We start from the raw sequence: 26691 nt of genomic DNA, 5'->3' as shown, positions 1-26691 counted from the left end.
GTATACAGGGGTATAGCTCAATTGGCAGAGCGTCGGTCTCCAAAACCGAAGGTTGTAGGTTCGATTCCTACTGCCCCTGCCACTTGAATGTGGCCTAAAACAAGCCCGCCAGACCCTGGCGGGCTTCGGTGTCTTGAATGATGCTGTGAATCGGAAGCAGGAAATACTCAAAGATGGCCACTTCACAGGTTGAAACTGTCAATACAGGCGCAGACAAGGCCAAGCTCGCAGCAGTGGTGGCCTTGGTCATTGCGTCGGTTGTGGGCTTTTATTTGCTGAGCAAGCAGGGTGCTGTTGTTCAGTGGGTTGCGCTTATTGTTGGGCTGGTTGCGGCTGCCGGCGTGTTTCTGGTGTCCGAATCAGGCCGCCAGTTCGTTGCCTTTGCAAAGGATGCATGGCGCGAGGTGAAGAAGGTCGTCTGGCCTACCCGCAAAGAAACATTGCAGATGACGGCCTATGTGTTCGCCTTTGTGGTGATCATGGCTTTGTTCCTGTGGTTCACTGACAAAACCTTAGAGTGGGTTTTGTACGACTTGATTTTGGGGTGGAAAAAGTCATGACAACCGCTGCGGAAATCACTGGAGCAGAAGCTCCTGCAGGCGCTTCTGCTCCGGCAAATCCAGATCTGCGTTGGTACATCGTTCACGCCTATTCGGGCATGGAGAAGGCTGTAGAGCGCAATATTCAGGAGCGCATCGGCCGTTCGGGGATGCAGGATAAGTTTGGTCGCATTCTCGTGCCGACTGAAGAAGTTGTTGAAATGAAGAACGGCCAGCGCAAGACGACCGAGCGTCGCTTGTTTCCTGGTTATGTGTTTGTTGAGATGGTCATGGACGATGACACCTGGCACTTGGTGAAACACACCAACAAAGTGACCGGCTTCGTGGGTGGCGCGAAAAATCGCCCTGCACCTATTTCTGAGGAAGAAGTCCAGAAAATCGTCAGCCAGATGCAGGAAGGTACGGACAAGCCTCGCCACAAGATCGAATTCACGGTCGGCGAGCTGGTTCGTGTCAAAGAAGGTCCTTTTACGGACTTCAATGGATCGGTCGAAGAAGTCAATTACGAGAAGAGCCGCGTGCGCGTCTCCGTGATGATCTTTGGACGTTCTACGCCGGTCGAGTTGGAGTTCGGCCAGGTTGAAAAAACCTGACTACCCTTAGCCTTGGCAGGCCAAGGTTCAAGATGAGATGTCGCACTTTTCGACTCGGTGCGTGCATCGTGATAGCGAGTCGTTAACCCCGGGGAGCCAGTTGCTGCATGGAGCAGCGCAGGCGTTATCACCCGCAAGGAGTAAAACATGGCGAAGAAAATCGTCGGTTTTATCAAGCTGCAAGTTCCAGCTGGTAAGGCCAACCCATCCCCACCCATCGGCCCAGCACTGGGTCAGCGTGGTCTCAACATCATGGAGTTCTGCAAGGCATTCAATGCGCAGACCCAGGGCGTTGAGCCAGGCCTGCCATTGCCCGTGGTTATCACGGCTTTCGCAGACAAGAGCTTCACCTTCATTATCAAGACGCCTCCAGCGACCACCTTGATCAAGAAAGCTATCAAGCTCGACAAGGGTTCTGCGAACCCGTTGAAGACCAAGGTCGGCAAGATCACGCGCGAACAGCTCGAAGAGATCGCCAAGACCAAGATGAAGGACATGAACGCCGCTAACGTTGCCGCCGCTGTGCGCACGCTGGCTGGCTCTGCACGCTCGATGGGCGTGACGGTGGAGGGTTTGTAATATGGCCAAGCTGACCAAGAAGCAAAAAGCCCTGCAAGGCAAAGTAGACAGCAACAAGCTGTATGCATTCGCTGACGCAGTTGTGATCGTCAAGGAAGCCGCTACGGCCAAGTTCGACGAATCCATCGACGTGGCTGTTCAACTCGGCATTGATGCCAAGAAGTCTGACCAAGTGGTTCGTGGCGCCGTGGTGCTGCCCAACGGTACCGGCAAGACGACCCGCGTGGCTGTGTTCGCCCAAGGCGCCAAGGCTGAAGAAGCCAAGGCCGCTGGTGCCGACATCGTTGGTATGGACGACCTGGCCGCCATGGTCAAGGCTGGTGATATGCCTTTCGACATCGTGATTGCTGCCCCTGATGCCATGCGCGTCGTCGGTACGCTGGGCCAGATCCTGGGCCCACGTGGCCTGATGCCCAACCCCAAGGTGGGCACTGTAACGCCTGACGTCGCTACGGCTGTGAAGAACGCCAAGGCTGGTCAAGTGCAGTTCCGCGTCGACAAGGCCGGTATCGTGCACAGCACGATCGGTCGCCGCTCGTTCGACAACGACAAGCTGCAAGGCAACCTGGCTGCACTGATCGAAGCCCTGACGAAGGCCAAGCCTGCAACCAGCAAGGGTGTTTACCTGCGCAAGGTGGCAGTGTCTTCCACGATGGGCCTGGGCGTCCGCGTGGACACGCAGACCATCGCTGCAGCGTAATTGCAAGAAATCTTCGGGTCGGCCTTCGGGCTGGTCCGATGTGGTGGGCTGGGGCTGCTTCGGTAGCCACAGGCCATCCAAGACCGTTGGTGCGCGATTCCGTCGCGCTTAAAGACACAGAGACGCCAACGCAGATGGCGATCCCGCTGCAGATGGAAAATTTTCCTGAACAGTTGGTCGCTGCAACAAGAGCGTGCACGAGGCAACCGCCAAGTGCGCATTTTAAGGAGTAGACCTTGAGTCTTAATCGCAGTGAGAAAGAAGCGGTCATCAGTGAAGTGACCAGCCTCGCCGCTAAAGCTCAAACGCTTGTGATCGCGGAATACCGTGGCATCACGGTCGCCGACATGACCAAACTGCGTGTTGATGCTCGCAGCAAGGGCGTGACCTTGAGTGTTCTGAAGAACACCCTGGCTCGCCGTGCTGTAGCAGGCAGCGCATTTGACGTGGTGGCTGACCAGATGACTGGTCCGCTGATCTACGGCTTCTCCGAAGACGCTGTGGCCGCCGCCAAGGTGGTGGCCGATTTCGCGAAGACCAACGACAAGTTGGTGATTCGCGGTGGCGCTTTCGGTGGCAAAGCCCTGGATGTCAACGGCGTTAAGCAACTGGCTAACATCCCTTCCAAGGAAGTTCTGTTGGCTCAGATTTGTGGCTTGCTTATGTCCCCCATGTCGCGTACGGCCATTGTGCTGGGCGCACTGGCGGCCAAAAAAGGCGAAGGCGCTGCCGAAACGGCCGCCGAACCTGTCGCGGCTTGATTGCCCGATAGATAACCAACAAAATTGTTAGGAAATAAAAATGGCATTCGATAAAGACGCATTTTTGACCGCTCTGGACAGCATGACGGTTCTGGAACTCAATGACCTGGTGAAGGCCATTGAAGAGAAGTTTGGCGTGAGCGCTGCAGCCATGGCTGCTCCTGCTGCCGCTGGTGGTGGCGCTGGCGCCGCTGCTGCGGAAGAAAAGACGGAATTCAACGTGGTCCTGCTCGAAGCTGGCGCCAACAAGGTTTCCGTCATCAAGGCAGTGCGCGAAATCACTGGCCTGGGCCTCAAGGAAGCCAAGGACCTGGTGGACGGCGCTCCAAAGAACGTCAAGGAAGCTATTGCCAAGGCTGACGCCGAAGCAGCAGTCAAGAAGCTGGTGGAAGCTGGCGCCAAGGCTGAACTGAAGTAATTCAGTCCCCTTCAAGGGCTGGAGTGCTCCTCGCGGGCCTCCAGCCTTTGGTGCTTTCAGAGCGCACCCGAAAGTCCCGCGCGCAGCGAGGCTTTCGAGTGTCTTCTGTCAATCCCGACAGCAGAAGACGCCTTGGTTCGGGTGATGTGCAATGCATCACCGTCCGCCATGGTTGGTAGTGGCCAACCGCCAAGCCCGTAAGAACAACGCTTCTTGCGAGTCAGTCGTCGAAGACCCAGGACTCATGTCTTTGCCCGGAGATCTCATGGCCTATTCCTACACCGAACGCAAGCGAATTCGCAAAAGTTTCGGCACCCGCGATAGCGTGCTCGAAGTTCCTTATCTGCTGCAAATGCAGAAGGACGCATACACCGCTTTCCTGCAGGCTGATAAAGCACCCCAGAAAAGAACCATCGAAGGCCTTCAGGCTGCATTCGACGCTGCCTTTCCTATCGTCTCTCACAACGGTTTTGTGGAGATGAAGTTCATTGAGTACAACCTGGCCAAGCCTGCTTTTGACGTGCGCGAGTGCCAGACCCGTGGTCTGACTTTCGCCTCGGCCGTGCGTGCCAAGGTGCAGCTGATCATCTATGACCGCGAGTCCTCGACGTCGCAGTCCAAGGTGGTCAAGGAAGTGAAGGAGCAAGAGGTCTACATGGGCGAAGTGCCTTTGATGACCGACAAGGGCTCGTTCATCATCAATGGTACTGAGCGCGTGATCGTGTCTCAGCTGCACCGTTCGCCAGGCGTGTTCTTCGAACACGACAAGGGCAAGACCCACAGTTCGGGCAAGCTGCTGTTCTCGGCGCGCATCATTCCCTACCGTGGCTCTTGGCTGGACTTCGAATTCGACCCCAAGGACATTCTGTACTTTCGCGTCGACCGTCGGCGCAAGATGCCTGTCACGATTTTGCTCAAGGCCATCGGCCTGAATCCAGAGTCGATCTTGGCGAACTTCTTCGTCAATGACAACTTCCGCTTGATGGACAGCGGCGCACAGATGGAGTTTGTCTCCGAACGTCTGCGCGGCGAAGTGGCGCGTTTCGACATTACCGACAAGTCGGGCAAGGTTGTTGTGGCCAAGGATAAGCGCGTGACAGCGCGCCACACCCGCGAATTGGAACAGTCCGGCACCACACACATCAGTGTGCCTGAGGATTTCCTGATTGGCCGCGTTGTGGCCCGCAACATTGTGGACGCGGACACCGGTGAAATCATTGCCAAGGCCAATGACGAGCTGACCGAAGCGCTGCTCAAGAAATTGCGCAGCTCCGGTGTGCAGGATGTCCAGTGCATCTACACCAACGAACTCGACCAGGGCGCGTACATGTCGCAGACCCTGCGCATCGACGAAACTGTGGACGAGTTCGCTGCCCGCGTGGCCATCTACCGCATGATGCGCCCCGGCGAGCCGCCAACGGAAGACGCCGTACAGGCCCTGTTCCAGCGCCTGTTCTACAACCCCGACACGTACGACCTGTCGCGCGTGGGCCGCATGAAGTTCAACGCCAAGATCGGCCGCGACGAATCCACGGGCCCCATGGTGTTGTCCAACGAGGACATCCTGGCAGTGGTCAAGATTCTGGTGGACCTGCGCAACGGCAACGGCGAAGTCGATGACATCGATCACTTGGGAAATCGCCGCGTGCGTTGCGTGGGCGAACTGGCCGAAAACCAGTACCGCACCGGCTTGGCACGTATCGAAAAGGCTGTGAAGGAACGTCTGGGTCAGGCCGAGCAAGAGCCGCTGATGCCCCACGACCTGATCAACAGCAAGCCGATCTCGGCCGCTCTGAAGGAATTCTTCGGTGCGTCGCAGCTGTCGCAGTTCATGGACCAAACCAACCCGCTCGCCGAAATCACGCACAAGCGCCGTGTTTCCGCACTGGGCCCGGGCGGTCTGACCCGCGAACGTGCAGGTTTCGAAGTGCGCGACGTGCACGTGACCCACTACGGTCGTGTGTGCCCTATCGAAACACCGGAAGGCCCCAACATTGGCCTGATCAACTCGCTGGCCTTGTATGCCCGCTTGAATGAGTACGGTTTCATTGAAACGCCTTACCGCCGTGTGATCGACAGCAAGGTCACGATGGAAATCGACTACCTGTCGGCCATTGAAGAAGGCAAGTACGTGATCGCGCAGGCCAATGCCGTGCTCGACAAGGACGGCCGCCTGACGGGTGACCTGGTGTCGGCCCGTGAAAAGGGTGAGTCTATTCTGTGTGGTGCAGACCGCGTTCAGTACATGGATGTGTCACCTGCGCAGATCGTGTCGGTGGCGGCATCGCTGGTTCCGTTCCTGGAACACGATGATGCGAACCGCGCATTGATGGGTGCCAACATGTCGCGTCAGGCTGTGCCTGTGTTGCGCCCTGAAAAACCCTTGGTGGGCACGGGCATCGAGCGCGTGGCTGCGGTGGACTCGGGTACGGTTGTTACCGCTACTCGCGGTGGCATCGTCGATTACGTGGATGCGACGCGTATCGTGGTCCGCGTGAATGACGCTGAGGCCGTCGCTGGTGAAGTGGGTGTGGACATCTACAACCTCATCAAATACCAGCGCTCCAACCAGAACACCAACATCCACCAACGCCCCATCGTGAAGAAGGGCGACAAGCTGGTCAAGGGTGACGTGGTGGCTGACGGCGCATCGACGGACTTCGGCGAAATCGCCATTGGCCAGAACATGCTGATCGCGTTCATGCCGTGGAACGGCTACAACTTCGAAGATTCGATCCTGATCTCCGAACGCGTGGTGTCCGAAGACCGCTATACCTCGATTCACATCGAGGAACTGGTGGTCATGGCCCGTGATACAAAGCTGGGTGCGGAAGAAATCACGCGCGACATTCCGAACCTGTCGGAACAGCAACTGAACCGCCTGGACGAGTCCGGCATTATCTACGTGGGTGCCGAAGTGCAGCCCGGCGATACGCTGGTCGGCAAGGTCACTCCCAAGGGCGAGACCACCCTCACGCCTGAAGAGAAGCTGCTGCGCGCCATCTTCGGCGAGAAGGCTTCCGACGTGAAGGACACCTCGCTGCGTGTGGACCAGGGCTCGCAAGGCACTGTGATCGATGTACAGGTGTTCACCCGTGAAGGCATCCAGCGCGACAAGCGCGCCCAGCAGATCATCGACGATGAACTCAAGCGCTTCCGTCTGGATCTGAACGACCAGCTGCGTATCGTGGAGGCCGATGCCTTCGACCGCATCGAGAAGCTGCTCAACGGCCGTGTGGCCAATGGCGGCCCTCAGAAGCTGGCCAAGGGCACAAAAATCGACAAGGCCTACTTGGCGTCGGTCGAGAAGTTTCACTGGTTCGACATCCGCCCTGCGGAAGACGAAGTTGCGACCCAGCTCGAATCCATCAAGAACGCTCTGGAGCAAACGCGCCACAGTTTCGACCTGGCGTTCGAAGAAAAGCGCAAGAAGCTCACGCAAGGCGATGAGCTGCCTGCTGGCGTACTCAAGATGGTCAAGGTGTACCTCGCCGTCAAGCGCCGCCTGCAGCCGGGTGACAAGATGGCTGGCCGCCACGGTAACAAGGGTGTGGTCTCCAAGATCGTTCCCGTCGAAGACATGCCCTACATGGCAGACGGCACTCCGGCCGACATCGTTCTGAACCCGCTGGGCGTGCCCTCGCGGATGAACATCGGTCAGGTGCTGGAAGTCCACCTCGGTTGGGCTGGCAAGGGGATTGGTCAGCGCATTGGCAACATGCTGCAAGAGCAGGCCAAGGCGTCCGAAATGCGCACGTTCCTCGAAGAGGTCTACAACTCGCGTGGCCGCACAGAAGACCTGGCACAGCTCAGCGACGAAGAAGTCATGGCCATGGCGGCCAACTTGACCAACGGTGTGCCTTACGCCACGCCAGTGTTCGACGGTGCTTCGGAAGAAGAAATCAAGGACATGCTCAAGATCGCCTACCCTGACGATATTGCTGAGCGCAAAGGTTTGACATCGACCCGCACCCAGGCGTACTTGTTCGACGGTCGCACGGGCGAGCGCTTCGAGCGTCCCACGACCATCGGCTACATGCACTACCTGAAGCTGCACCACTTGGTGGATGACAAGATGCATGCCCGCTCGACCGGCCCTTACTCGCTCGTCACGCAGCAGCCGCTGGGTGGTAAGGCTCAGTTCGGTGGTCAGCGTTTCGGGGAAATGGAAGTGTGGGCGCTGGAAGCTTACGGCGCCGCCTACGTGCTGCAGGAAATGCTGACGGTGAAGTCCGATGACGTGGTGGGCCGTACCAAGGTGTACGAGTCCATCGTCAAGGGCGAGCACGCCATCGAAGCCGGTATGCCGGAATCGTTCAACGTGCTGGTCAAGGAAATCCGTTCGCTGGGCCTGGACATCGAGCTGGAACGCTCCTAAGCAGAAAAGGAAAGAGTCACTATGAAATCGCTACTCGACCTGTTCAAGCAATTCACGCCGGATGAGCATTTCGATGCCATCCGCATCGGCATGGCTTCGCCCGAAAAGATCCGTTCGTGGTCTTTCGGTGAAGTGAAGAAGCCCGAGACCATCAACTACCGTACGTTCAAGCCCGAGCGTGATGGCCTGTTCTGCGCCAAGATTTTTGGTCCTATCAAGGACTACGAATGCCTGTGCGGCAAGTACAAGCGCCTCAAGCACCGCGGTGTGATCTGCGAGAAGTGCGGCGTTGAAGTCACGCAGACCAAGGTGCGCCGCGAGCGCATGGGTCACATCGATCTGGCCGCGCCTTGCGCCCACATCTGGTTCCTGAAGTCGCTGCCGTCGCGTCTGGGCTTGGTGCTCGACATGACGCTGCGCGACATCGAACGCGTGCTGTACTTTGAAGCGTACGTGGTGACCGACCCCGGCATGACGCCGCTGAAGAAGTTCAGCATCATGTCCGAAGACGACTACGACGCCAAGCGCAAGGAATACGGTGACGAGTTCATCGCCAAGATGGGCGCTGAAGGCATCAAGGACCTGCTGGAATCCATCGATATCGACCTGTCGATCGAACGCCTGCGCGGTGATCTGACCGGCTCCGAAGTCAAGGTCAAGAAGAACGCCAAGCGCCTGAAGGTGCTCGAAGCCTTCAAGAAGTCGGGCATCAAGCCCGAGTGGATGGTGCTGGAAGTGCTGCCCGTGCTGCCACCGGACCTGCGTCCGCTGGTGCCGCTGGATGGTGGCCGTTTCGCCACCTCCGACCTGAACGACCTGTACCGCCGCGTCATCAACCGCAACAGCCGCCTGCGCCGTCTGCTGGAGCTGAAGGCCCCTGAAATCATCGCCCGCAACGAAAAGCGGATGCTGCAGGAAGCCGTCGACTCGCTGCTGGACAACGGCCGCCGTGGCAAGGCCATGACGGGCGCCAACAAGCGTGCCCTCAAGTCGCTGGCCGACATGATCAAGGGCAAGTCCGGCCGTTTCCGCCAGAACTTGCTGGGCAAGCGCGTGGACTACTCCGGTCGTTCCGTGATTACCGTGGGCCCAACGCTCAAGCTGCACCAGTGCGGTTTGCCCAAGCTGATGGCTCTGGAACTGTTCAAGCCCTTCATCTTCTCGCGCCTCGAAGCCATGGGCATTGCGACGACGATCAAGGCCGCCAAGAAGGAAGTCGAATCCGGCACACCGGTGGTTTGGGACATTCTGGAAGAGGTCATCAAGGAACACCCCGTGATGCTCAACCGTGCGCCTACGCTGCACCGTTTGGGGATCCAGGCCTTCGAGCCCATCCTGATTGAAGGTAAGGCCATCCAACTGCACCCACTCGTCTGCGCGGCCTTCAACGCCGACTTTGACGGTGACCAGATGGCTGTCCACGTCCCGCTGTCGGTGGAAGCGCAGATGGAAGCCCGCACGCTGATGCTGGCCTCCAACAACGTGCTGTTCCCCGCCTCGGGCGAACCCTCCATCGTTCCTTCGCAGGACGTGGTGCTGGGCCTCTACTACGCCACCCGTGACCGTATCAACGGCAAGGGCGAAGGCCTGGTGTTTGCCGATACCGGTGAAGTGCAACGTGCTCTGGATGCTGGCGAAGTGGAGCTGGCAGCCAAGATCACGGTCCGCATGACCGAGTGGACCAAGAACAAGGAAACGGGCGAATTCGTTCCGTCTACCTCGCTCGTGGAAACCACGGCCGGCCGTGCGCTGCTGTCCGAAATTCTGCCCAAGGGCCTGCCGTTCTCCAACATGAACAAGGCGCTCAAGAAGAAGGAAATCTCGCGCCTGATCAACGTGTCCTTCCGCAAGTGCGGTCTGAAGGAGACGGTGGTGTTTGCCGACAAGCTGCTGCAAAACGGATTCCGTCTGGCAACGCGCGCTGGTATCTCGATCGCCATTGATGACATGCTGGTGCCGCCTCAGAAGGCCGGCATCATCGAGCGCTCCGAGAAGGAAGTGAAAGAGATCGAACAGCAGTACGTGTCCGGTCTGGTCACCTCTGGCGAGCGCTACAACAAGGTGGTGGACATCTGGGGCAAGGCCGGTGACGAAGTGTCCAAGGTGATGATGGCCCAGCTGTCCAAGCAGAAGGTCATTGATCGCCACGGCAAGGAAGTAGACCAGGAGTCCTTCAACTCCATCTACATGATGGCCGACTCGGGCGCCCGGGGTTCTGCAGCCCAGATCCGCCAGGTGGCCGGCATGCGGGGTCTGATGGCCAAGCCAGACGGATCGATCATCGAAACGCCTATCACCGCGAACTTCCGTGAAGGTCTGAACGTGCTGGAGTACTTCATCTCCACCCACGGTGCCCGTAAGGGTCTGGCCGACACGGCTTTGAAGACGGCCAACTCCGGATACCTGACCCGCCGCCTGGTGGACGTGACGCAGGATCTGGTCGTGACCGAAGAGGACTGCGGTACCGCCAATGGCTCGCTGATGCGCGCTATCGTCGAAGGCGGCGAAGTGATCGAATCGCTGCGCGACCGTATCCTGGGCCGCACTGCTGCTGAAGATGTCTTGCATCCCGAGAATCGCTCGGTGCTGGTCCAGGCAGGTGTGATGCTCGATGAAGACATCATCGAAGGACTCGAAACTGCAGGGGTGGACGAGGTGAAGGTGCGCACTGCACTGACCTGCGAAACCCGCTACGGCCTGTGCGCCAAGTGCTACGGACGTGACTTGGGCCGTGGCGGCCTGATCAACCTCGGCGAAGCCGTGGGTGTGATCGCTGCCCAGTCGATCGGCGAGCCTGGCACGCAGCTGACCATGCGTACGTTCCACATCGGTGGTGCAGCATCGCGTGCCGCTATCGCGTCGAGCGTGGAAGCCAAGTCCAACGGCGTGATCGGCTTCAATGCCACGATGCGCTATGTGAGCAACACCAAGGGCGAGCTGGTGGTGATTGCCCGTTCGGGTGAAATCGTCATCCAGGACGAACATGGCCGTGAGCGCGAGCGCCACAAGGTGCCTTATGGCGCTACGCTGACGGTCAAGGCCGATCAGACCGTCAAGGCAGGCACGATTCTGGCCAACTGGGATCCACTGACGCGACCCATCATCACTGAGTTCGCCGGTCAGACCAAGTTCGAAAACGTCGAAGAAGGCTTGACGGTAGCCAAGCAGGTTGACGAAGTGACTGGTCTGTCCACGCTGGTGGTGATCGATCCGAAGCGCCGTGGCGCCGCCAAGGTGGTGCGCCCACAAGTGAAGCTGATCGATGCCCAAGGCAACGAAGTGAAGATCCCTGGCACTGATCACTCCGTGACCATCGGCTTCCAGATCGGCGCTCTGATCCAGGTGCGCGACGGCATGGATGTGGGCCCTGGCGAAGTGCTGGCCCGTATCCCGGTCGAAGGTCAGAAGACCCGAGACATTACCGGCGGTCTGCCGCGTGTGGCCGAGCTGTTCGAAGCCCGTACACCCAAGGACAAGGGCACGCTGGCCGAAATGACCGGTACCGTGTCGTTCGGCAAGGAAACCAAGGGCAAGGTCCGCTTGCAGATCACCGACCCTGAAGGCCGTGTGTTCGAAGAGCTCGTGCCCAAGGAAAAGAACATCCTGGTGCACGAAGGCCAGGTGGTCAACAAGGGCGAATCGATTGTGGACGGCCCTGCCGACCCGCAGGACATTCTGCGCTTGCTGGGCATCGAGGAACTCTCGCGCTACATCGTTGATGAAGTGCAGGACGTGTACCGCTTGCAGGGTGTGAAGATCAACGACAAGCACATTGAAGTGATCGTTCGCCAGATGCTGCGCCGCGTGGTGGTCGAGAACACTGGCGAGTCCAACTACATCGCTGGTGAGCAGGTCGAGCGCTCCGAGATCCTCAACACCAACGATGCATTGCAGTCCGAAGGCAAGATCCCCGCGACCTACAGCAACCTGTTGCTGGGTATCACGAAGGCGTCGCTGTCGACCGACTCATTCATCTCGGCCGCATCCTTCCAGGAAACGACCCGCGTGCTCACCGAGGCTGCCATCATGGGCAAGCGCGACGAGCTGCGTGGCCTGAAGGAAAACGTGATCGTGGGTCGCCTGATCCCTGCCGGTACCGGGATGGCCTACCACCAGGCCCGCAAGGCCAAGGACGCCATGGACGACGCCGAGCGCCGCGCCATCGCCGAAGCCGAAGCGGCTGAAATGGAAGCGCAAGCTGACGCCTCTGAGGTGGACAGCAGCAGCGTCACCGCCACCGACGCAGCGGCTGACTAAGCCCTGCGGCCTTCTCTGAAACGCTCTCGCCCTGTCCCCTGGCAGGCTGAGGGCGTTTTTCATATGGACGCCGCTTTTTCCCTTTTTTTCTTTTCTCGGGCCGGAGCGCGTGGAGCGCGCTGAATCGGCGACTGTGCATGTTGTGGTCATCGCCCCTCTTCTGGATTGTTTTTGCCGTCTCCCTGTTCTGGGCGCTCGGGGCCTATAACCGATTGATGCGACTGCGCTCGTCCGTAGTGCAATCGTTTGGCAGCTTCGATGCACATATGGTGCGTCTTGTGGCCTTGTTGGGGGAGTTTGGTGCGGCGCATTTGGTGCAGCGAGGGCGTCTTTTGAGTGACTCTGGCGAGGCCGAAGTGGCTGCACTGCAGGGGGCTGTCACGCAATTGAGCGCATCCTTGGCGGTAGCCCGTGCCCGCCCGCTGCGGGCGGATGCTGTGGCTGCGTTGACTGCCGCGCGTGAGATGCTGCAAGCCACCTGGAAGGGCGCAGTGGGCAAGTTGGAGGAGGCTTCAGCCGCATCAGAGCCGGTGTCGGCAGCGGCGCAGGAGCCTGCTTTGACCGCGCTGTCGATATGGCAAGCGCGTTGGGCGGAGCATTCCGTTCAGACCGAACAGGCCGTCCGTGTGTTCAATGACGCGGTTCTGCAGTACAACGCGGCCATCGCACAGTTCCCTGCCAGCTTGCTGGCTTGGGTTTTTGGCTTCAAGGCTGCACGAGTGCTGTAGCCGGTTTTCAGGATCACGATGCGTCAACAAAATCCCGGCAATCGCCCAGTCCGCGCTGGCGACAATCTGCCGCACTCTTCGCGTCCTTCCTCCCGCGGTGAAGGTGACCTGACGGTGGCACCAGATTCCTACCGCACGCAGCCGATCGCGCTGTGGCAACAACTGGCCGGAGTTGCTGGCGCACTGCTGGCTATACGGGGTGGGCAGTCGGGGACGACCGCCTTGGCGGACATTGAGGCCGGGCTGCGCCCGGGAGTTCAGTCCCTGCTGTTCCAGGTGCTTCGACAGTCAGGCCGCGCCGAGGCGCTGCGCCGGCAGCTGGCGGCTCGCACGCCGCCGCCTGCCGCAGATGCCTTGTTGTGCGTGGCTCTGGCGCTGTGTTGGAGTCCCGAAGACTCTCCTTACGAGCCCTTTACCTTGGTCAATCAAGCGGTAGAGGCGGCCAAACACAACGCCGAGACCCGTGCCCAAGCCTCTTTTATCAATGGCTGTTTGCGCCGCTTCTTGCGTGAGCGTGATGCTTTGGTGGCTGCGACCGACAATGACCCTGTAGCGCGTTGGAATCATCCCACATGGTGGATTCAACGGCTGCGCAAGGACCACCCTTTGCACTGGGAGCAGATATTGCGCGCCAACAATACGCATGCTCCCATGACACTGCGTGTTAACCAGCAAAAAGGCACCGTGGCGCAATACCAATCTGCACTGCGTGCTATTGGATTGGAAGCAAATCCCGTGGGCGATGTCGGCCTTGTCTTGCAGCAACCCGTACCCGTGCAAATATTGCCGGGTTTTGCTGACGGCTGGGTTTCGGTGCAGGACGCAGCAGCGCAGATGGCGGCCCCTCTGCTGCTTCAGGGCCTGGACCTTGCGCAACCGCTGCGCGTGCTAGATGCTTGCGCCGCGCCTGGGGGCAAGACCGCACACTTGTTGGAAATGGCCGGCATCGGGGCACCCCTGCAAGTCACTGCACTGGAGATCGATGCCGCTCGCAGCGCACGCATCGGCGACACTCTGCAGCGCTTGGGGCTGAGCGCCAAGGTGGTGGTCGCTGATGCTGCACGTCCACAGGATTGGTGGCACACCGATTGCGGTGGCGTGCTTTTTGATGCCATCTTGCTCGATGCGCCCTGCACAGCGTCTGGCATCGTGCGCCGCCATCCGGATGTGCGTTGGCTGCGCCGTGAAACGGACATCACCCAATTGGCCAGTTTGCAGGCGAGGTTGCTGACGACGTTGTGGCCGTTGCTGCGTCCTGGCGGTCGGCTGCTGTATTGCACCTGTTCGGTGTTCCGGGCCGAAGGCGATGCCCAGGTGCAAACGTTTCTTGCGCACAACACCGATGCCCAATTGCTGCCTTCACCCGGCCATTTAATTCCCGGCAAAGCGGACAAGGCCGGGGCTGTCCCGGACAATCAGACAGGTGAGCACGACGGTTTCTTTTACGCACTGTTGCAAAAATCTCTGCAATGAGCCCGCCAAGGGCCATTGGATGCTGGTTTGCGCCAGATTTTTACTGCTGTTGCTGATGGGCTGCTGTCTGCTCCCGTATGCGGCTGCAGCCTCGTCACCCACCGCAGAGGTGAGTGAGTTGCGCTTGGAGCGCACTGACGATGGCCTCTATCTGAGCACCAGTTTGCAGTTTGATCTGCCTGAATTGGCTGAGGACGCTTTGTTCAAAGGCATTCCGATGTTCTTCGTGGCCGATGCCCAAGTGCTGCGTGATCGTTGGTACTGGTCTGACCGGCAAATCGCCGAAACCTCGCGTTACTTTAGGCTGAGTTACCAGCCTCTGACCCGCCGCTGGCGCCTCAACATCTCTCCAGTGCCGTTTACAAACAGTGGTCTGGGGGTGATGTTGGGCCAGAACTTCGACAACTATGCGGATGCTTTGTCATCAATTCAGCGTTTTTCACGCTGGAAGATTGCTGAAGACAGTGTGATTGAGGCAGATGCCGTCCACACGGTTACTTTCAAGTTCAGACTGGATATGTCTCAGCTTCCCCGTCCCTTTCAGATTGGTGCCGTGGGGCGTTCCGGCTGGAACCTGCTGGTTTCCCGCAGCCAGCGGCTGGCTACGGGGCCTGCCAAGTGAAGGCAGACGCTCGGGGTTCTGGCGTTTCCGCATCCACTCAGGCGACGGCGCGCCAGTCACGCGCGGTGCGCTGGGCGGTGGGGGTCGGCGCGGCCATCATGTCCGCCATTGGGATGGTGTTGCTGTTCTTGCTCACGCTGGCCACCAACAACCGCGTTTTGTACGAGCGCAATTACGCCTGGCTTTTTGGCATCAATGTATTTGTGGCTTTGCTACTTTTGGCTGTACTGGCATGGGTGGCGGTGCGGCTGGGCATGCGTTTGCGCAAGGGCCGCTTTGGAAGTCGCCTCCTGGTCAAGCTGGCGGCCATCTTTGCGTTGGTGGGTTTGATGCCGGGCCTGCTGATCTATGTGGTGTCCTACCAGTTTGTAACCCGGTCCATCGAGAGTTGGTTTGATGTCAAGGTGGAAGGAGCCCTGTCGGCTGGCGTGAATCTGGCCCGCGTGTCGCTGGATTCGCTGGCGGCGGACATGGCTGCCAAAACCCGCAACGCCAGCACACAGGTAGCCCAGGTGCCCGACGCGGCTGCCGGGTTGGTGTTGGAGCGCATTCGTGACCAACTGGGCGCTACGGATGTAGTGCTCTGGAATGCGGCCGGGCAGGCTGTGGCCAGCGCTGGCCAGTCACGTTTCAGCCTGAACCCCGAACGTCCGGGCGTACCGTTGCTGCGCACCGTGCGTCAGCAGCGGGCTTCGGCGCAGATCGAAGGACTTGATGACATTTCCGACCCGGCGGCAGCGCAGAACGCTCGCGTCAAGGTGCTGGCGCTGGTGAGCAGCCCCAGTGTTGGTCTGTTGGTGGAGCCGCGCTACCTGCAAGCCACGCTCCCCCTGCCGCCCGCGCTGGTGGCCAATGCCATCGCCGTCCAAGAGGCCAACCGCGAATACCAGGAGCGTGCGCTGGCCCGTGGGGGCTTGCGGCGCATGTATGTAGGCACGCTCACGCTGAGCCTGTTTCTCGCAGTTTTTGGCGCCGTACTCCTCGCCGTGTTGCTGGGCAATCAGCTGGTGCGGCCCCTGTTGGTACTGGCCGAAGGGGTGCGTGAGGTGGCTGCAGGCAACCTCAGCCCCAAGGCGGCACTGCAGAGCAAGGACGAGCTGGGGGGGCTCACGCGCTCGTTTGCTCTCATGACCCAGCAACTGGCGGACGCGCGCCAAGCGGTGGAACTGAGCATGGGCGAGGTGGATGCATCGCGCGCAAACCTGCAAACCATTCTGGACAACCTGACTGCCGGGGTCATCGTGCTGGATGCACAGGGGGTGATCTACTCCTCCAATCCTGGCGCCACCCGCATCTTGCGCGCGCCGATGGCAGCGTATGAGGGGCGGCATCTGTCGGAGGTGCCGGGTCTCGCCGAGTTCGCCGCCTCGGTTCAACGGCATTTCGACGCCTTTCTGGGCGACCACGAGCGCCATGGCCTGGACCATTGGCAACAACCTTTTGAGCTGCACGCGTCGTCGATTGGGGCTGGGCAACACGCCACCAGCCTGGTGGCGCGGGGCGCTGAGCTCCCCGATTCCACGCGGCTGTTGGTTTTTGACGACATTTCTGAAATCGTTTCTGCGCAGCGGGCGCAGGCATGGGGTGAGGTTGCGCGGCGGTTGGCGCATGAAATCAAGAACCCGCTGACCCCCATTCAGCTGTCTGCCGAGCGGCTGGAAATGAAGCTCTCCGGCAAGCTGGCCGACCCTGAACAAGCCGTCCTCGCCAAGTCCGTCAAGACCATCGTTGACCAGGTGGACGCCATGAAGCGTCTGGTCAATGAGTTCAGGGACTACGCCCGCCTGCCGGCCGCTGAACTGCATGCCCTGGATCTGAATGCGCTGGTCGCGGATGTGCTCCATCTGTATGGGGAGGAGAACGCCACCGTGCCTGTAGAAGCCGAGCTGGACGCGCGCTGCCCCATGATTGCAGGCGACGCGCAGCAGTTGCGACAGGTGGTGCACAACCTGCTGCAAAACGCGCAAGACTCGACCGAGCAGGCGCGTACAAATGTCTCTGAGCCGATGCCGCCGGTACGTATCTTGACCCGCTGGAGTGAGTCTTCACGGCGCGTGCGACTCACGGTGGCAGACAGCGGTGGCGGCTTTCCTTCGCACATCCTGCAGCGTGCCTTCGAGCCCTATGTGACCACCAAACCGAGAGGCACGGGTCTGGGTTTGGCTGTGGTCAAAAAGATCGCAGATGAACATGGCGCCCGCATCGATCTGTCGAACCGCACGGAAGATGGCGTGGTGCGCGGGGCCCAAGTGTCGTTATCATTCGCCCCTGAACCAGCGGTGGCGTCATAACAACACCGCCCCGCAGTACCCCAAGGCGCTTCAACACACATGGCAAATATTCTGGTGGTCGACGATGAGCTCGGCATTCGTGATCTGCTGTCGGAAATTCTGAACGACGAAGGTCACAGCGTAGACCTCGCAGAAAATGCGACCCAGGCTCGATCCGCTCGGGCAGGCAATAGCTATGACCTGGTGCTGTTGGACATCTGGATGCCCGACACGGACGGGGTGTCTCTGCTCAAGGAATGGGCTACAGCCGGCGTCCTCACCATGCCTGTGATCATGATGAGTGGTCATGCCACCATTGATACCGCCGTGGAGGCAACGCGCATCGGAGCCTTCTCCTTCCTCGAAAAGCCTATCACCCTCCAGAAGCTCCTCAAGGCCGTAGAGCAGGGCTTGGCCCGCAATGCAGCACATCAAGCAGCACCGGTAGCGACAGTCCAGCCACCTGCAGCCATGGCCGCAGACGCCACGTTCTCGCAACTGCCGACGGTTTCGGTGGTGATGGCGGGGGTGGATGTCGGGCCGCACGCGCACCAGGGGTTCGATCTGGATCGTCCCCTGCGCGAAGCGCGCGATGGTTTCGAAAAGGCTTACTTTGAATTTCACTTGGCTCGTGAGGGGGGGTCTATGACCCGAGTGGCAGAAAAAACCGGTCTGGAGCGGACGCACCTGTATCGCAAGCTGCGACAGCTGGGCGTGGACCTCGGTCGGGGTAAGCGCAATTAATTTCTGCGAGATTTTCAAAAATTCGGATTTTTCTGACTATAATTTGAGGCTCAGGCCCGGTAGCTCAGTCGGTAGAGCAGAGGATTGAAAATCCTTGTGTCGGTGGTTCGATTCCGCCCCAGGCCACCAAACAAAAAGCCCTTGATTTGAAAAAATCAAGGGCTTTTTCAGTTTCGCAGCATCCATATGCGCTGGCTCTTCGTGGCGCTCTTGTGCCACCGTCGCGGGAGTTCACGTTCCCTTCGAGGGGCGTGTGCTGCAGGTCGGCACCGAGCAGGCCTGCGGGTGGATAGCTCCGCATTTCGTTTTCTCCGCCTCATCCCTACGCTTTCCATGCCCCTTCTGAAGGACACCACCCTTGGTATCGACTTTGGTACTTCCAACTCTGCAATGGCCGTGCGTCAAGGCGCTGGGCGTGCACGGATGATTGCGCTGGAGGGGGCGGCGCACACGCTGCCCACCGCGGTGTTCTTCAATGCCGAAGATCACCGCACCCACTTCGGGCGCGATGCGGTGGGGCAGTATCTGGCGGGCACGGAAGGGCGTCTGATGCGCTCGCTCAAGAGTCTGCTGGGCAGTGCGTTGCTGCAGGATAAGACCTCAGTGCACAACACGCTGGTGAGCTATCAGGACATCATCAGCCTCTTTTTGCGCATGCTGGCTCAGAAGGCCCGCGACGAGCTGGGTGGCCTGCCCGGGCGCGTGGTGATGGGGCGCCCTGTGCATTTTGTTGATGGCGATGCGGGCCGCGACCAGCAGGCCGAAGACGCACTGCGCCAGGCGGCGTTGGCGGCCGGTTTCGAAAACGTAGCGTTTCAGCTGGAGCCCATCGCGGCGGCGCTGGACCATGAGCAGCGCATTGAGCGCGAGTCGCTGGTTTTGGTGGTGGACATTGGCGGGGGCACGTCGGACTTCACGGTGGTGCGTCTGGGCCCCGAGCGTATGGCCCGCGCCGATCGCAGCGCAGATGTGCTGGCCACCACCGGCGTACACATTGGCGGCACCGACTTTGACCGTCGTCTCAGCCTGGACCTGCTCATGCCTTTGCTGGGTTTTCGGCACAAGGGGCCTGCGGGGCGTGAAGTGCCCAGCCGCGTCTTCTTTGACCTGTCGACCTGGCACTTGATCCAGTGGCTGTATGCGCCGCGTGCCTTGCGTGATGCACAGAACTTGCGCACGGACTACGCAGACGCGCGGCTGCACGGGCGGCTCATGCGGGTGCTGAGCGAGCGCCTGGGACACCGCATGGCGAATACGGTGGAGCAGGCCAAGATCGCGGCGTCTCTGGCCGATGCCGATGCGCCCATGCCGCTGGACTGGATCGAACAGGGTCTTGGCGCCGCAGTGACATCGCAGGGCCTGGTCCGCTTTTTGGAGCAACCTCTGGAGCAGGTGGTCGCTTGCGCGCGCGAGTGTGTCCAGAGCGCAGGGTTGTCAGCGGATGGCCTGGATGCGATCTACCTGACGGGGGGCTCGTCTGCGCTGCGGCCTCTGCGGCAAGTGCTGAAGACGGCGTTCCCGGACACGCCCCAGGTGGAGGGGGACTTGTTCGGCGGGGTGGCTGCGGGCCTGGCGGTGTCGGGTTGATGGCCATGGCTGGCCGACCTGCCACCGACCAGCCACTGATCCATCATCGATAGAATAATTTGCTATAAAAAATATAGCTATTGGCGATTATTTTGTATGCGCCACCGACCATTTTCATCAATCCACCCAAGGTGAGGAATCAGCCCGCCTCATTGCCGTCTGCGGCATCCTTCAGCGGGGCCTCATCGCGTTTCCAGGCCAGGGCCGTGTTGTACAGCACGTTGCGCGATGCCCCTGTGATATCGGCGGCCAGGCGGACGGCGGTCTTCAGGGGCAGCTCGGCCAGCAGCAGGCGCAGCACCCGCAGGCTGTCGCCATCGTCGCTGGCCACGGGCACGGGGTGAAGCAGCACCACAAATTCGCCGCGTGAACGCTGTGGCGAACCCTCGAGCCATGCGGTCAGGGCCTGGGCGGGCAGCGTGGTGACTTCTTCAAACTGCTTGGTCAGTTCGCGCGCGAGCGTGACGGGGCGTGTGCCCAGCACCGTCAGCGCTTGGGCCAATTCGCCGATGCGATGGGGGGCTTCGAGGAGCACTACGCAGCGGGGCTCATGGGCCAGTTGCTGCTCAATCACGGTGGCGCGCTCGGCATTCTTGACGGGCAAAAAACCCACAAATACAAAACCGCCATGCTCCGTGTTGTGTGCGACGGCACCGGCCACACTCAGCGCCGTGATGATGCTGCTGGCGCCAGGCAGAGGCACTGCCCGCAAGCCCGCCGCCTGCACTGCGGCCACCAGGCGGGCGCCGGGGTCGCTCACCCCTGGCGTTCCTGCATCACTCACGTACACCACGCGCTGGCCTTGCTGCAGCCGTTGCACCACGTTCTGCGCGGCTTCCGACTCGTTGTGCTGGTGCACGGCCAGCAATTGGTGTGCACCTTTGTCGATGCCATAAGCACGCAGCAGCGATTGCGTGTGGCGCGTGTCTTCGCAGGCCACGGTGTCGGCCAGCGTCAGCACGTGCAGCGCGCGCAAGGTGATATCGGCCAGATTGCCGATGGGCGTGGCCACCACGTACAGCGCGCCCTGCGGATAATGCTGGGCTGCCGCTGCTTCGTGCGCGGCGCTCTGGGCTGATGCGAAAGAGGCGCTCAATGAAATTCCTTGGAAAAAGAAGACCGGAAGTGGCCTCCGGGCTGGCCGATGCGTCCCGCCCTGCGGTTGCCCGTGCGGTCACCACCCGACAGCAGGGCAACGCCGCAGAAGACAGGGCCCTGGCCTATTTGCAGGCGGCCGGGTTGCACTTGCTGGTGCGCAATTATCGGACGCCTGGGCGTGGTGGGGGCGAGATTGATCTGGTCATGCGCGATCGCGATGGCACCCTGGTGTTCGTGGAGGTGCGCAGCCGCAGCAGCACCGCCTTTGGCGGAGCCGGGGCAAGCATCGGCGCCACCAAGCAGCGCCACATCATCTTCGCGGCGCAGCAGTACCTGATACGTCTGCCGTCGCCGCCGCCCTGCCGTTTTGATGTGGTGCTGGTGGAGGATTCTGTGCAGTGGCTCAAGGCGGCGTTCGATGCGCAGTAGCCGTGTCAGCGGCCTCCAAGCGCTAATCCCCGGCATCCCTTTTTGGGCCATTGGCACCGCCGGGGCAATGCAGATGGCTACGGTTTGCTACAAAAGCTGTAACACGCGGCGGGTATCATCGGGCCTCCATGCTTGAGCAACGCATCCAACAGCATTTCATCGACAGCGCCGACCTGAAGTACCAGGCCGCGCAAGCCTTGAGCCACCCCATTGCCGCCGCAGTGCAAGCGGTGCTCGCCTGCGTCACCAGCGGGGGCAAGGTGCTAGCGTGCGGCAACGGCCCATCAGCCGCCGAAGCCCAGCAATTCGCCGCCTTCTGTGTGGCAGGGTTCGAGCGAGAGCGGCCTGAACTGGCCGCGCTGGCATTGACCTCCGACAGCACCTTGCTGACCGCCGCCACAGGCAGCAACGATATGGCCCAGCAATTTGCCAGGCAAGTACGGGCGCTGGGGCAGGCCGGGGATGTGCTGTTGGTTTTGTCGGTCAGTGGCAACGACGCCAACCTGCTGGCGGCCACCGAGGCGGCCCATGAGCGCGATATGACGGTGGTGGTCCTGACGGGCCGCACGGGTGGCAAGTTGGCCGCCCTGTTGCGAGAAACCGATGTGTTGATCAGCGTGCCCCACGACCGCGCAGCGCGTGTGCGTGAGGTCCATGCCCTCGTGCTGCATTGCCTGAGCGACGGTGTGGATGCCCAGTTACTTGGTGAACAGGAGATTCCTTGATGAACAACCCAACCATGAACCGTGCCCACCGCGCCATGTGCACTGCGCTGGCCGCGGCAGCGCTGGTTGCAGGCCTGTCGGCTTGCGCACCACTGATCGTCGGCGGAGCTGTTGTCGGTGGTGTGATGGCCGTTGATCGCCGCACCACTGGCACGCAGATCGAAGACGAGGGCATTGAGCTGCGTGCATCCAACCGCATCCGCGAAGCCCTGGGTGATCGCGCCCACGTTAACGTGACCAGCTACAACCGCCAGGCCTTGCTGACGGGCGAGGTACCCACGGCGCAGGATCGCCAGACCGTCGAGCAGATAGTGTCGAAAGTGGAGAACGCGCGTTCGGTCGTGAACGATCTTGCCGTGATGCCCAGCTCTAGCTTGAGCCAGCGCTCTACCGACACCTTCATTACCGGCAAGGTGCGCGCCAGCCTGGTGGATGCCCAGGACATTTCGGCGAACTCTTTCAAGGTCGTGACCGAGCGCAACACCGTTTATCTCATGGGGCGTGTGTCGCAGCGAGAGGCCAAGCGGGCGACGGATATCGCCCGTGGCGTGAGCGACGTGAGCAAGGTGGTGCGCGTGTTTGAAATTCTCTCGGATGAAGAGCTGCGCCGCAGCGCCCCCCAGCCCGCACCGGTGACCACGGACAACAGCGCGTCGCCGGGCGGCTGAAGCGGGCACACGCGGAGGGAGCATCCGGTTTGAGGGGCGCTGCGGCGCCGTTGAATGAACAAGAGGCCCTGCGGGGCCTCTCGGGTGGGTGGATACGCAATGCCGCCTGGTGTCCCCGGTGCGTGCGCGCGGCGGTCAGGTCAGGCGCTTGATGAGGCTCGAAGTATCCCAGCGGTTGCCGCCCAGTTTCTGTACGTCGGCATAAAACTGGTCCACCAGCGCAGTCACCGGTACCCTTGAGCCATTGCGCTTGGCTTCGTCAAGCACCAGGCCCAGGTCTTTGCGCATCCAGTCCACCGCAAAGCCAAAGTCGAATTTCCCGTCCACCATCGTCTTGCCACGGTTGTCCATCTGCCAGCTCTGGGCGGCCCCTTTGCCAATCACGTCCAGCACCTGCTTCATGTCGAGTCCGGCGTTCTGGCCAAAAGCCACGGCCTCGGACAAGGCCTGCACCAACCCGGCAATACAGATCTGATTGACCATCTTGGCCAGTTGGCCCGAGCCGCTGGCGCCCAGCAGCGTGAAGGCACGCGAGAATGCCATGGCTACTGGTTGTGCGGCCTCGAAAGCCGCAGCATCGCCACCGCACATGACCGTCAGCAGGCCGTTTTGCGCCCCCGCCTGGCCGCCCGATACGGGGGCATCCACAAACTGCAAGCCCAGAGCCTGGGCGGCCGCGTAGAGAGCGCGCGCGACTTCGGCAGATGCGGTGGTGTGGTCCACAAAGACTGCGCCCGGCTTCATGCCTGCAAAGGCGCCATCGGCCCCCAGTGTGACGGAGCGCAGGTCGTCGTCATTGCCCACACAGCAGAACACGATTTCTGCACCGGCTGCTGCCTCGCGCGGTGTTGCTGCATGTTTGGGGCCCCGGGTGCCCGAATACTCTTCGCACCATGCTGCTGATTTGGCAGAGGTTCGGTTGTAAACAGTGACCTCGTGCCCCGCCAGCGCCAGGTGGCCGGCCATGGGATAGCCCATCACACCCAGCCCCAGAAATGCGACCTTGCGCGATGGGGTGGCGTCGTAGTTGCGGGAGTTGGTGCTTGGCATGTGTGTGGGGTCAGTGGGTTCTGGGAAGTGAAAACCCGCCCATTAGGGCGGGGCTACACGGAGGAATAGGGTCGCACCACAGGGTCGTGGTGCTTGTTGCCGGGGCGCCGTCAGACGATGGCGAAGTGCTCGGTGCCCTGTGCCAGGTCGGGTGACTTGGCGCGCTGGCTGTTGAGCTTGATCTGCAGGCGCAGGTCGTTGAGCGAGTCCGCATTGCGCAGCGCGTCTTCATAGCTGATGACATTGGCCTCATACGCATCGAACAGTGCCTGGTCAAAGGTCTGCATGCCCAGGTTACGGCTCTTTTTCATGATCTCCTTGATCTCGGAAACATCACCCTTGAAGATCAGATCGGAGATCAGCGGCGTGTTCAGCATGATTTCCACCGCCGCCGCGCGGCCCTTGCCGTCTTGCTTGGGAATCAGCCGCTGCGACACCATGGCGCGCAGGTTGAGCGAGAGGTCCATCAGCAGTTGTGCGCGGCGCTCTTCGGGGAAGAAGTTGATGATCCGGTCGAGCGCCTGGTTGGCGCTGTTGGCGTGCAGTGTGGCCAGGCACAAGTGCCCGGTTTCGGCAAAGGCCACCGCGTGTTCCATGGTTTCGCGGTCGCGGATTTCGCCCATCAAAATCACGTCGGGCGCCTGGCGCAGCGTGTTTTTGAGGGCAGCTTCCCAGCTGTCGGTATCCAGGCCCACTTCGCGCTGCGTGACCACGCAGTTCTTGTGCGGGTGCACGAATTCGACGGGATCCTCCACCGTGATGATGTGGCCGAACGAGTTCTCGTTGCGCCAGTCCACCATGGCTGCGAGCGTGGTCGATTTGCCCGAGCCAGTGGCACCCACCAGGATGCACAGACCGCGCTTGGTCATCGTCACCTCTTTCAGCACCTGCGGCACGCCCAAGCCATCGATGGTGGGCAGGGTCAGCGGAATCGTCCGCATGACCATGCCCACCTTGCCCTGCTGGATGAACGCATTCACGCGGAAACGACCAATACCGGCGGGCGAGATGGCGAAATTGCACTCCTTGGTGCGTTCGAAATCGGCCACCTGTTTGTCGCTCATCACGGCGCGCGCCAGGGTCAGCGTGTGGTTGGGCGTGAGTGGCTGGGGCGACACCTTGGTCACCTTGCCATCGACTTTCATGGCGGGCGGAAACTCTGCCGTGATGAACAAGTCGCTACCGTTGCGACTCACCATCAGCTTGAGCAGGTCATTGATGAATTTACTGGCCTGATCGCGTTCCATCAGAATTTCTCCCTGGGGTAGTCGCCTGTCGGACGATCATTGGTTTTGTGTTTGCACATCACTTCTGGTTGTCGCTCAGGCGCGCGCTCACTACGCGCAAGCGCAGCGACAGCTTGCGTGCCAGCAGCGCAATCAGACTGGCTGCCAGTTGAGGGTCCTTGGTCATCATGTCATCCATGGCCTCGGCACTCAGTACAGCGATCTCGCAATCGGTGAGTGTGGTGCAGGCCGAAAAGCGGATGCCACTGTCGAGCAGCGACATCTCGCCCAGGATGTCGCCAGGGCGTGTTTCGGCCAGCCTCAGTTGCTCGCCCCAGGGCTGTACGCGGTCCACGGCAATGGTGCCCGTGAGCAGCACCACCATGAAATTGCCGTACTCGTCCTGCCGGATCACATCGCGGTTGGAGGGGATGGCCGCAAACTCAAAGAAGCGCTCCATGCGCTCCACCGCGTCCTTGTCCAGATGGACCATGTATTTGTCTTTGGCCCACAGCCCTTGCAGCAGTTTGCCGCCACGGCTGGTGGGCAGGCGCTTGGCACCCACCTCGACGGCACGGGCCTCCCATGGCACCAGCATCGAGTCGTCCACGCCCTGGCCCGCAAAGGCGGTAGAAAACAGCACGGAATCCGTGTTGTCTTCCGACGGCTTGCCGCTGCGGGCCTTGATTTTCAGAAGGCTCAGAATGCCTTTCATATCTCGCTCCGGTATGCGGCGCCTTGTGGGGCCGCAAAGTCATGGGGGTGTCGCATCATCCTGGGAAATTTTCGGGAATCTTGGCCTTGCTGCGGGCCTCGGCCGGGCTGATGATGTTGCGTCGCACCAGATCGGTCAGGTTCTGATCCAGTGTCTGCATGCCCACGCTGTTGCTGGTCTGGATGGTGGAGTACATCTGTGCCACCTTGGCCTCGCGGATCAGATTGCGGATGGCGCTGGTGCCCAGCATGATCTCGTGGGCGGCCACGCGGCCCGAGCCGTCTTTGGTCTTGCACAGCGTCTGTGAAATCACGGCCTGCAGCGATTCGGACAACATCGCCCGGACCATTTCCTTTTCTTCGGCGGGGAACACGTCAATGATCCGGTCGATGGTCTTGGCGGCGCTCGACGTGTGCAGAGTGCCAAACACCAGGTGACCTGTTTCAGCCGCTGTCATGGCCAGTCGAATGGTTTCGAGGTCGCGCATTTCGCCGACCAGAATGGCGTCCGGATCTTCGCGCAGCGCGGATTTCAGCGCGGCCGCGAACGACAGCGTCATCGGGCCCACTTCACGCTGGTTGATCAGGCACTTCTTGGACTCGTGCACGAATTCGATCGGGTCTTCCACCGTCAGGATGTGGCCGTATTCGGATTCATTGAGGAAATTCACCATGGCCGCCAGCGTGGTGGACTTGCCTGAGCCCGTGGGCCCGGTCACCAGCACCAGGCCGCGTGGCTTCAAGGACAGGTCGCCGAAAATTTTGGGGGCGTTGAGCTGTTCCAGGGTGAGGATCTTGCTCGGAATGGTCCGGAACACGGCGGCGGAGCCGCGATTCTGGTTGAAGGCATTGACACGGAACCGCGCCAGGCCTTCGATTTCAAAGGAGAAATCGACCTCCAGAAACTCTTCATACGTTTTGCGTTGCGCGTCGCTCATGATGTCGTACACCATGGAGTGGACGGTCTTGTGGTCCAGCGCATCGACGTTGATGCGCCGTACATCCCCGTGGACCCGGATCATGGGCGGCAGGCCGGCCGAAAGGTGCAAGTCGGAGGCCTTGTTCTTGACGCTGAACGCGAGCAGTTGGGTAATGTCCACGGAATCCCTCT

General features: G+C 60.6%; 22 protein-coding genes and 2 tRNA genes. 19 read left to right on the top strand and 5 right to left on the bottom strand.

Annotated elements, in window-relative coordinates; translation table 11 throughout:
- Positions 1-6 precede the first annotated feature (6 nt).
- From CLU85_RS21420 to CLU85_RS21345, 16 genes are all read left to right on the top strand, one after another.
- Positions 7-82 (top strand) — tRNA-Trp (locus tag CLU85_RS21420).
- Between the two features lie 91 nt (positions 83-173).
- Positions 174-560 (top strand): preprotein translocase subunit SecE, encoded by a 387-nt coding sequence (secE, locus tag CLU85_RS21415; protein ID WP_100412052.1) that lies wholly within the window; start codon positions 174-176, stop codon positions 558-560.
- Entirely contained in the window at positions 557-1153 is a 597-nt protein-coding gene (gene nusG, locus CLU85_RS21410; protein WP_100412051.1) for a transcription termination/antitermination protein NusG, read from the top strand. Before secE ends, nusG begins: the two co-directional genes overlap by 4 nt.
- 147 nt (positions 1154-1300) lie before the next feature.
- Positions 1301-1732: a 50S ribosomal protein L11 gene (gene rplK / locus CLU85_RS21405; RefSeq protein ID WP_057199791.1), complete on the top strand. Its 432-nt coding sequence runs from the start codon at positions 1301-1303 to the stop codon at positions 1730-1732.
- A gap of 1 nt (position 1733) precedes the next feature.
- Positions 1734-2432 carry a 50S ribosomal protein L1 gene (gene rplA, locus CLU85_RS21400; protein WP_100412050.1) on the top strand — a complete coding sequence of 233 codons (699 nt, stop codon included), beginning with the start codon at positions 1734-1736 and terminating at the stop codon, positions 2430-2432.
- Between the two features lie 236 nt (positions 2433-2668).
- Positions 2669-3193, top strand: coding sequence for a 50S ribosomal protein L10 (gene rplJ / locus CLU85_RS21395; RefSeq protein ID WP_100412049.1), 525 nt, complete (start codon positions 2669-2671; stop codon positions 3191-3193).
- A 40-nt stretch (positions 3194-3233) separates the two neighbouring features.
- On the top strand, positions 3234-3611 hold the full coding sequence (gene rplL / locus CLU85_RS21390; protein WP_100412048.1) for a 50S ribosomal protein L7/L12: 378 nt from the start codon (positions 3234-3236) through the stop codon (positions 3609-3611).
- Positions 3612-3876: 265 nt separating this feature from the next.
- Positions 3877-7989, top strand: coding sequence for a DNA-directed RNA polymerase subunit beta (gene rpoB / locus CLU85_RS21385; RefSeq protein WP_100412047.1), 4113 nt, complete (start codon positions 3877-3879; stop codon positions 7987-7989).
- A gap of 21 nt (positions 7990-8010) precedes the next feature.
- Positions 8011-12246 carry a DNA-directed RNA polymerase subunit beta' gene (gene rpoC / locus CLU85_RS21380; protein WP_100412046.1) on the top strand — a complete coding sequence of 1412 codons (4236 nt, stop codon included), beginning with the start codon at positions 8011-8013 and terminating at the stop codon, positions 12244-12246.
- 137 nt (positions 12247-12383) lie between these two features.
- Positions 12384-12974, top strand: a complete 591-nt coding sequence (locus CLU85_RS21375; RefSeq protein ID WP_100412045.1) for a LemA family protein — start codon at positions 12384-12386, stop codon at positions 12972-12974.
- 144 nt (positions 12975-13118) lie between these two features.
- Positions 13119-14447, top strand: coding sequence for a 16S rRNA (cytosine(967)-C(5))-methyltransferase RsmB (rsmB, locus tag CLU85_RS21370; protein ID WP_369858325.1), 1329 nt, complete (start codon positions 13119-13121; stop codon positions 14445-14447).
- Between the two features lie 55 nt (positions 14448-14502).
- Positions 14503-15069 (top strand): DUF4390 domain-containing protein, encoded by a 567-nt coding sequence (locus CLU85_RS21365; protein WP_232727965.1) that lies wholly within the window; start codon positions 14503-14505, stop codon positions 15067-15069.
- Positions 15070-15167: 98 nt separating this feature from the next.
- A complete protein-coding gene (locus CLU85_RS21360) occupies positions 15168-17360 on the top strand; it encodes an ATP-binding protein (RefSeq protein WP_232727894.1) in 2193 nt (730 codons plus the stop codon).
- A gap of 39 nt (positions 17361-17399) precedes the next feature.
- Positions 17400-18083, top strand: a complete 684-nt coding sequence (locus tag CLU85_RS21355; RefSeq protein ID WP_100412041.1) for a response regulator — start codon at positions 17400-17402, stop codon at positions 18081-18083.
- A gap of 53 nt (positions 18084-18136) precedes the next feature.
- Positions 18137-18212, top strand: a tRNA-Phe gene (locus CLU85_RS21350).
- A gap of 204 nt (positions 18213-18416) precedes the next feature.
- Positions 18417-19670: an Hsp70 family protein gene (locus CLU85_RS21345; RefSeq protein WP_100412040.1), complete on the top strand. Its 1254-nt coding sequence runs from the start codon at positions 18417-18419 to the stop codon at positions 19668-19670.
- 139 nt (positions 19671-19809) lie between these two features.
- On the opposite strand, the gene rsmI is transcribed toward CLU85_RS21345, so the two are convergent.
- Positions 19810-20766: a 16S rRNA (cytidine(1402)-2'-O)-methyltransferase gene (rsmI, locus tag CLU85_RS21340; protein WP_100412039.1), complete on the bottom strand. Its 957-nt coding sequence runs from the start codon at positions 20764-20766 to the stop codon at positions 19810-19812.
- Here rsmI and CLU85_RS21335 point away from each other — a divergent pair.
- The 3 genes from CLU85_RS21335 to CLU85_RS21325 all read left to right on the top strand — a co-directional run bounded on the left by CLU85_RS21335 (position 20766) and on the right by CLU85_RS21325 (position 22590).
- Positions 20766-21197 (top strand): YraN family protein, encoded by a 432-nt coding sequence (locus CLU85_RS21335; protein ID WP_100412038.1) that lies wholly within the window; start codon positions 20766-20768, stop codon positions 21195-21197. The two genes, rsmI and CLU85_RS21335, sit on opposite strands and share 1 nt — an antisense overlap.
- Positions 21198-21325: 128 nt before the next feature.
- Positions 21326-21922, top strand: a complete 597-nt coding sequence (locus CLU85_RS21330; protein ID WP_100412037.1) for an SIS domain-containing protein — start codon at positions 21326-21328, stop codon at positions 21920-21922.
- Entirely contained in the window at positions 21922-22590 is a 669-nt protein-coding gene (locus tag CLU85_RS21325) for a BON domain-containing protein (RefSeq protein WP_100412036.1), read from the top strand. Before CLU85_RS21330 ends, CLU85_RS21325 begins: the two co-directional genes overlap by 1 nt.
- 135 nt (positions 22591-22725) lie before the next feature.
- On the opposite strand, the gene CLU85_RS21320 is transcribed toward CLU85_RS21325, so the two are convergent.
- From CLU85_RS21320 to CLU85_RS21305, 4 genes are all read right to left on the bottom strand, one after another.
- Positions 22726-23640 (bottom strand): NAD(P)-dependent oxidoreductase, encoded by a 915-nt coding sequence (locus tag CLU85_RS21320; protein WP_100412035.1) that lies wholly within the window; start codon positions 23638-23640, stop codon positions 22726-22728.
- Positions 23641-23750: 110 nt separating this feature from the next.
- The gene (locus CLU85_RS21315) at positions 23751-24887 is read right to left on the bottom strand and encodes a PilT/PilU family type 4a pilus ATPase (protein ID WP_100412034.1); all 1137 of its coding nucleotides are present in this window, start codon (positions 24885-24887) and stop codon (positions 23751-23753) included.
- A 58-nt stretch (positions 24888-24945) separates the two neighbouring features.
- Positions 24946-25581 carry a cyclic nucleotide-binding domain-containing protein gene (locus CLU85_RS21310; RefSeq protein ID WP_100412033.1) on the bottom strand — a complete coding sequence of 212 codons (636 nt, stop codon included), beginning with the start codon at positions 25579-25581 and terminating at the stop codon, positions 24946-24948.
- A gap of 55 nt (positions 25582-25636) precedes the next feature.
- Positions 25637-26680, bottom strand: coding sequence for a type IV pilus twitching motility protein PilT (locus tag CLU85_RS21305; protein ID WP_100412032.1), 1044 nt, complete (start codon positions 26678-26680; stop codon positions 25637-25639).
- Between the last annotated feature and the right edge of the window lie 11 nt (positions 26681-26691).

Origin of the sequence: Acidovorax sp. 69 (assembly GCF_002797445.1) — a bacterium.
Classification (GTDB): domain Bacteria; phylum Pseudomonadota; class Gammaproteobacteria; order Burkholderiales; family Burkholderiaceae_C; genus Acidovorax.
This window is presented reverse-complemented; position numbering and strand designations above follow the sequence as displayed.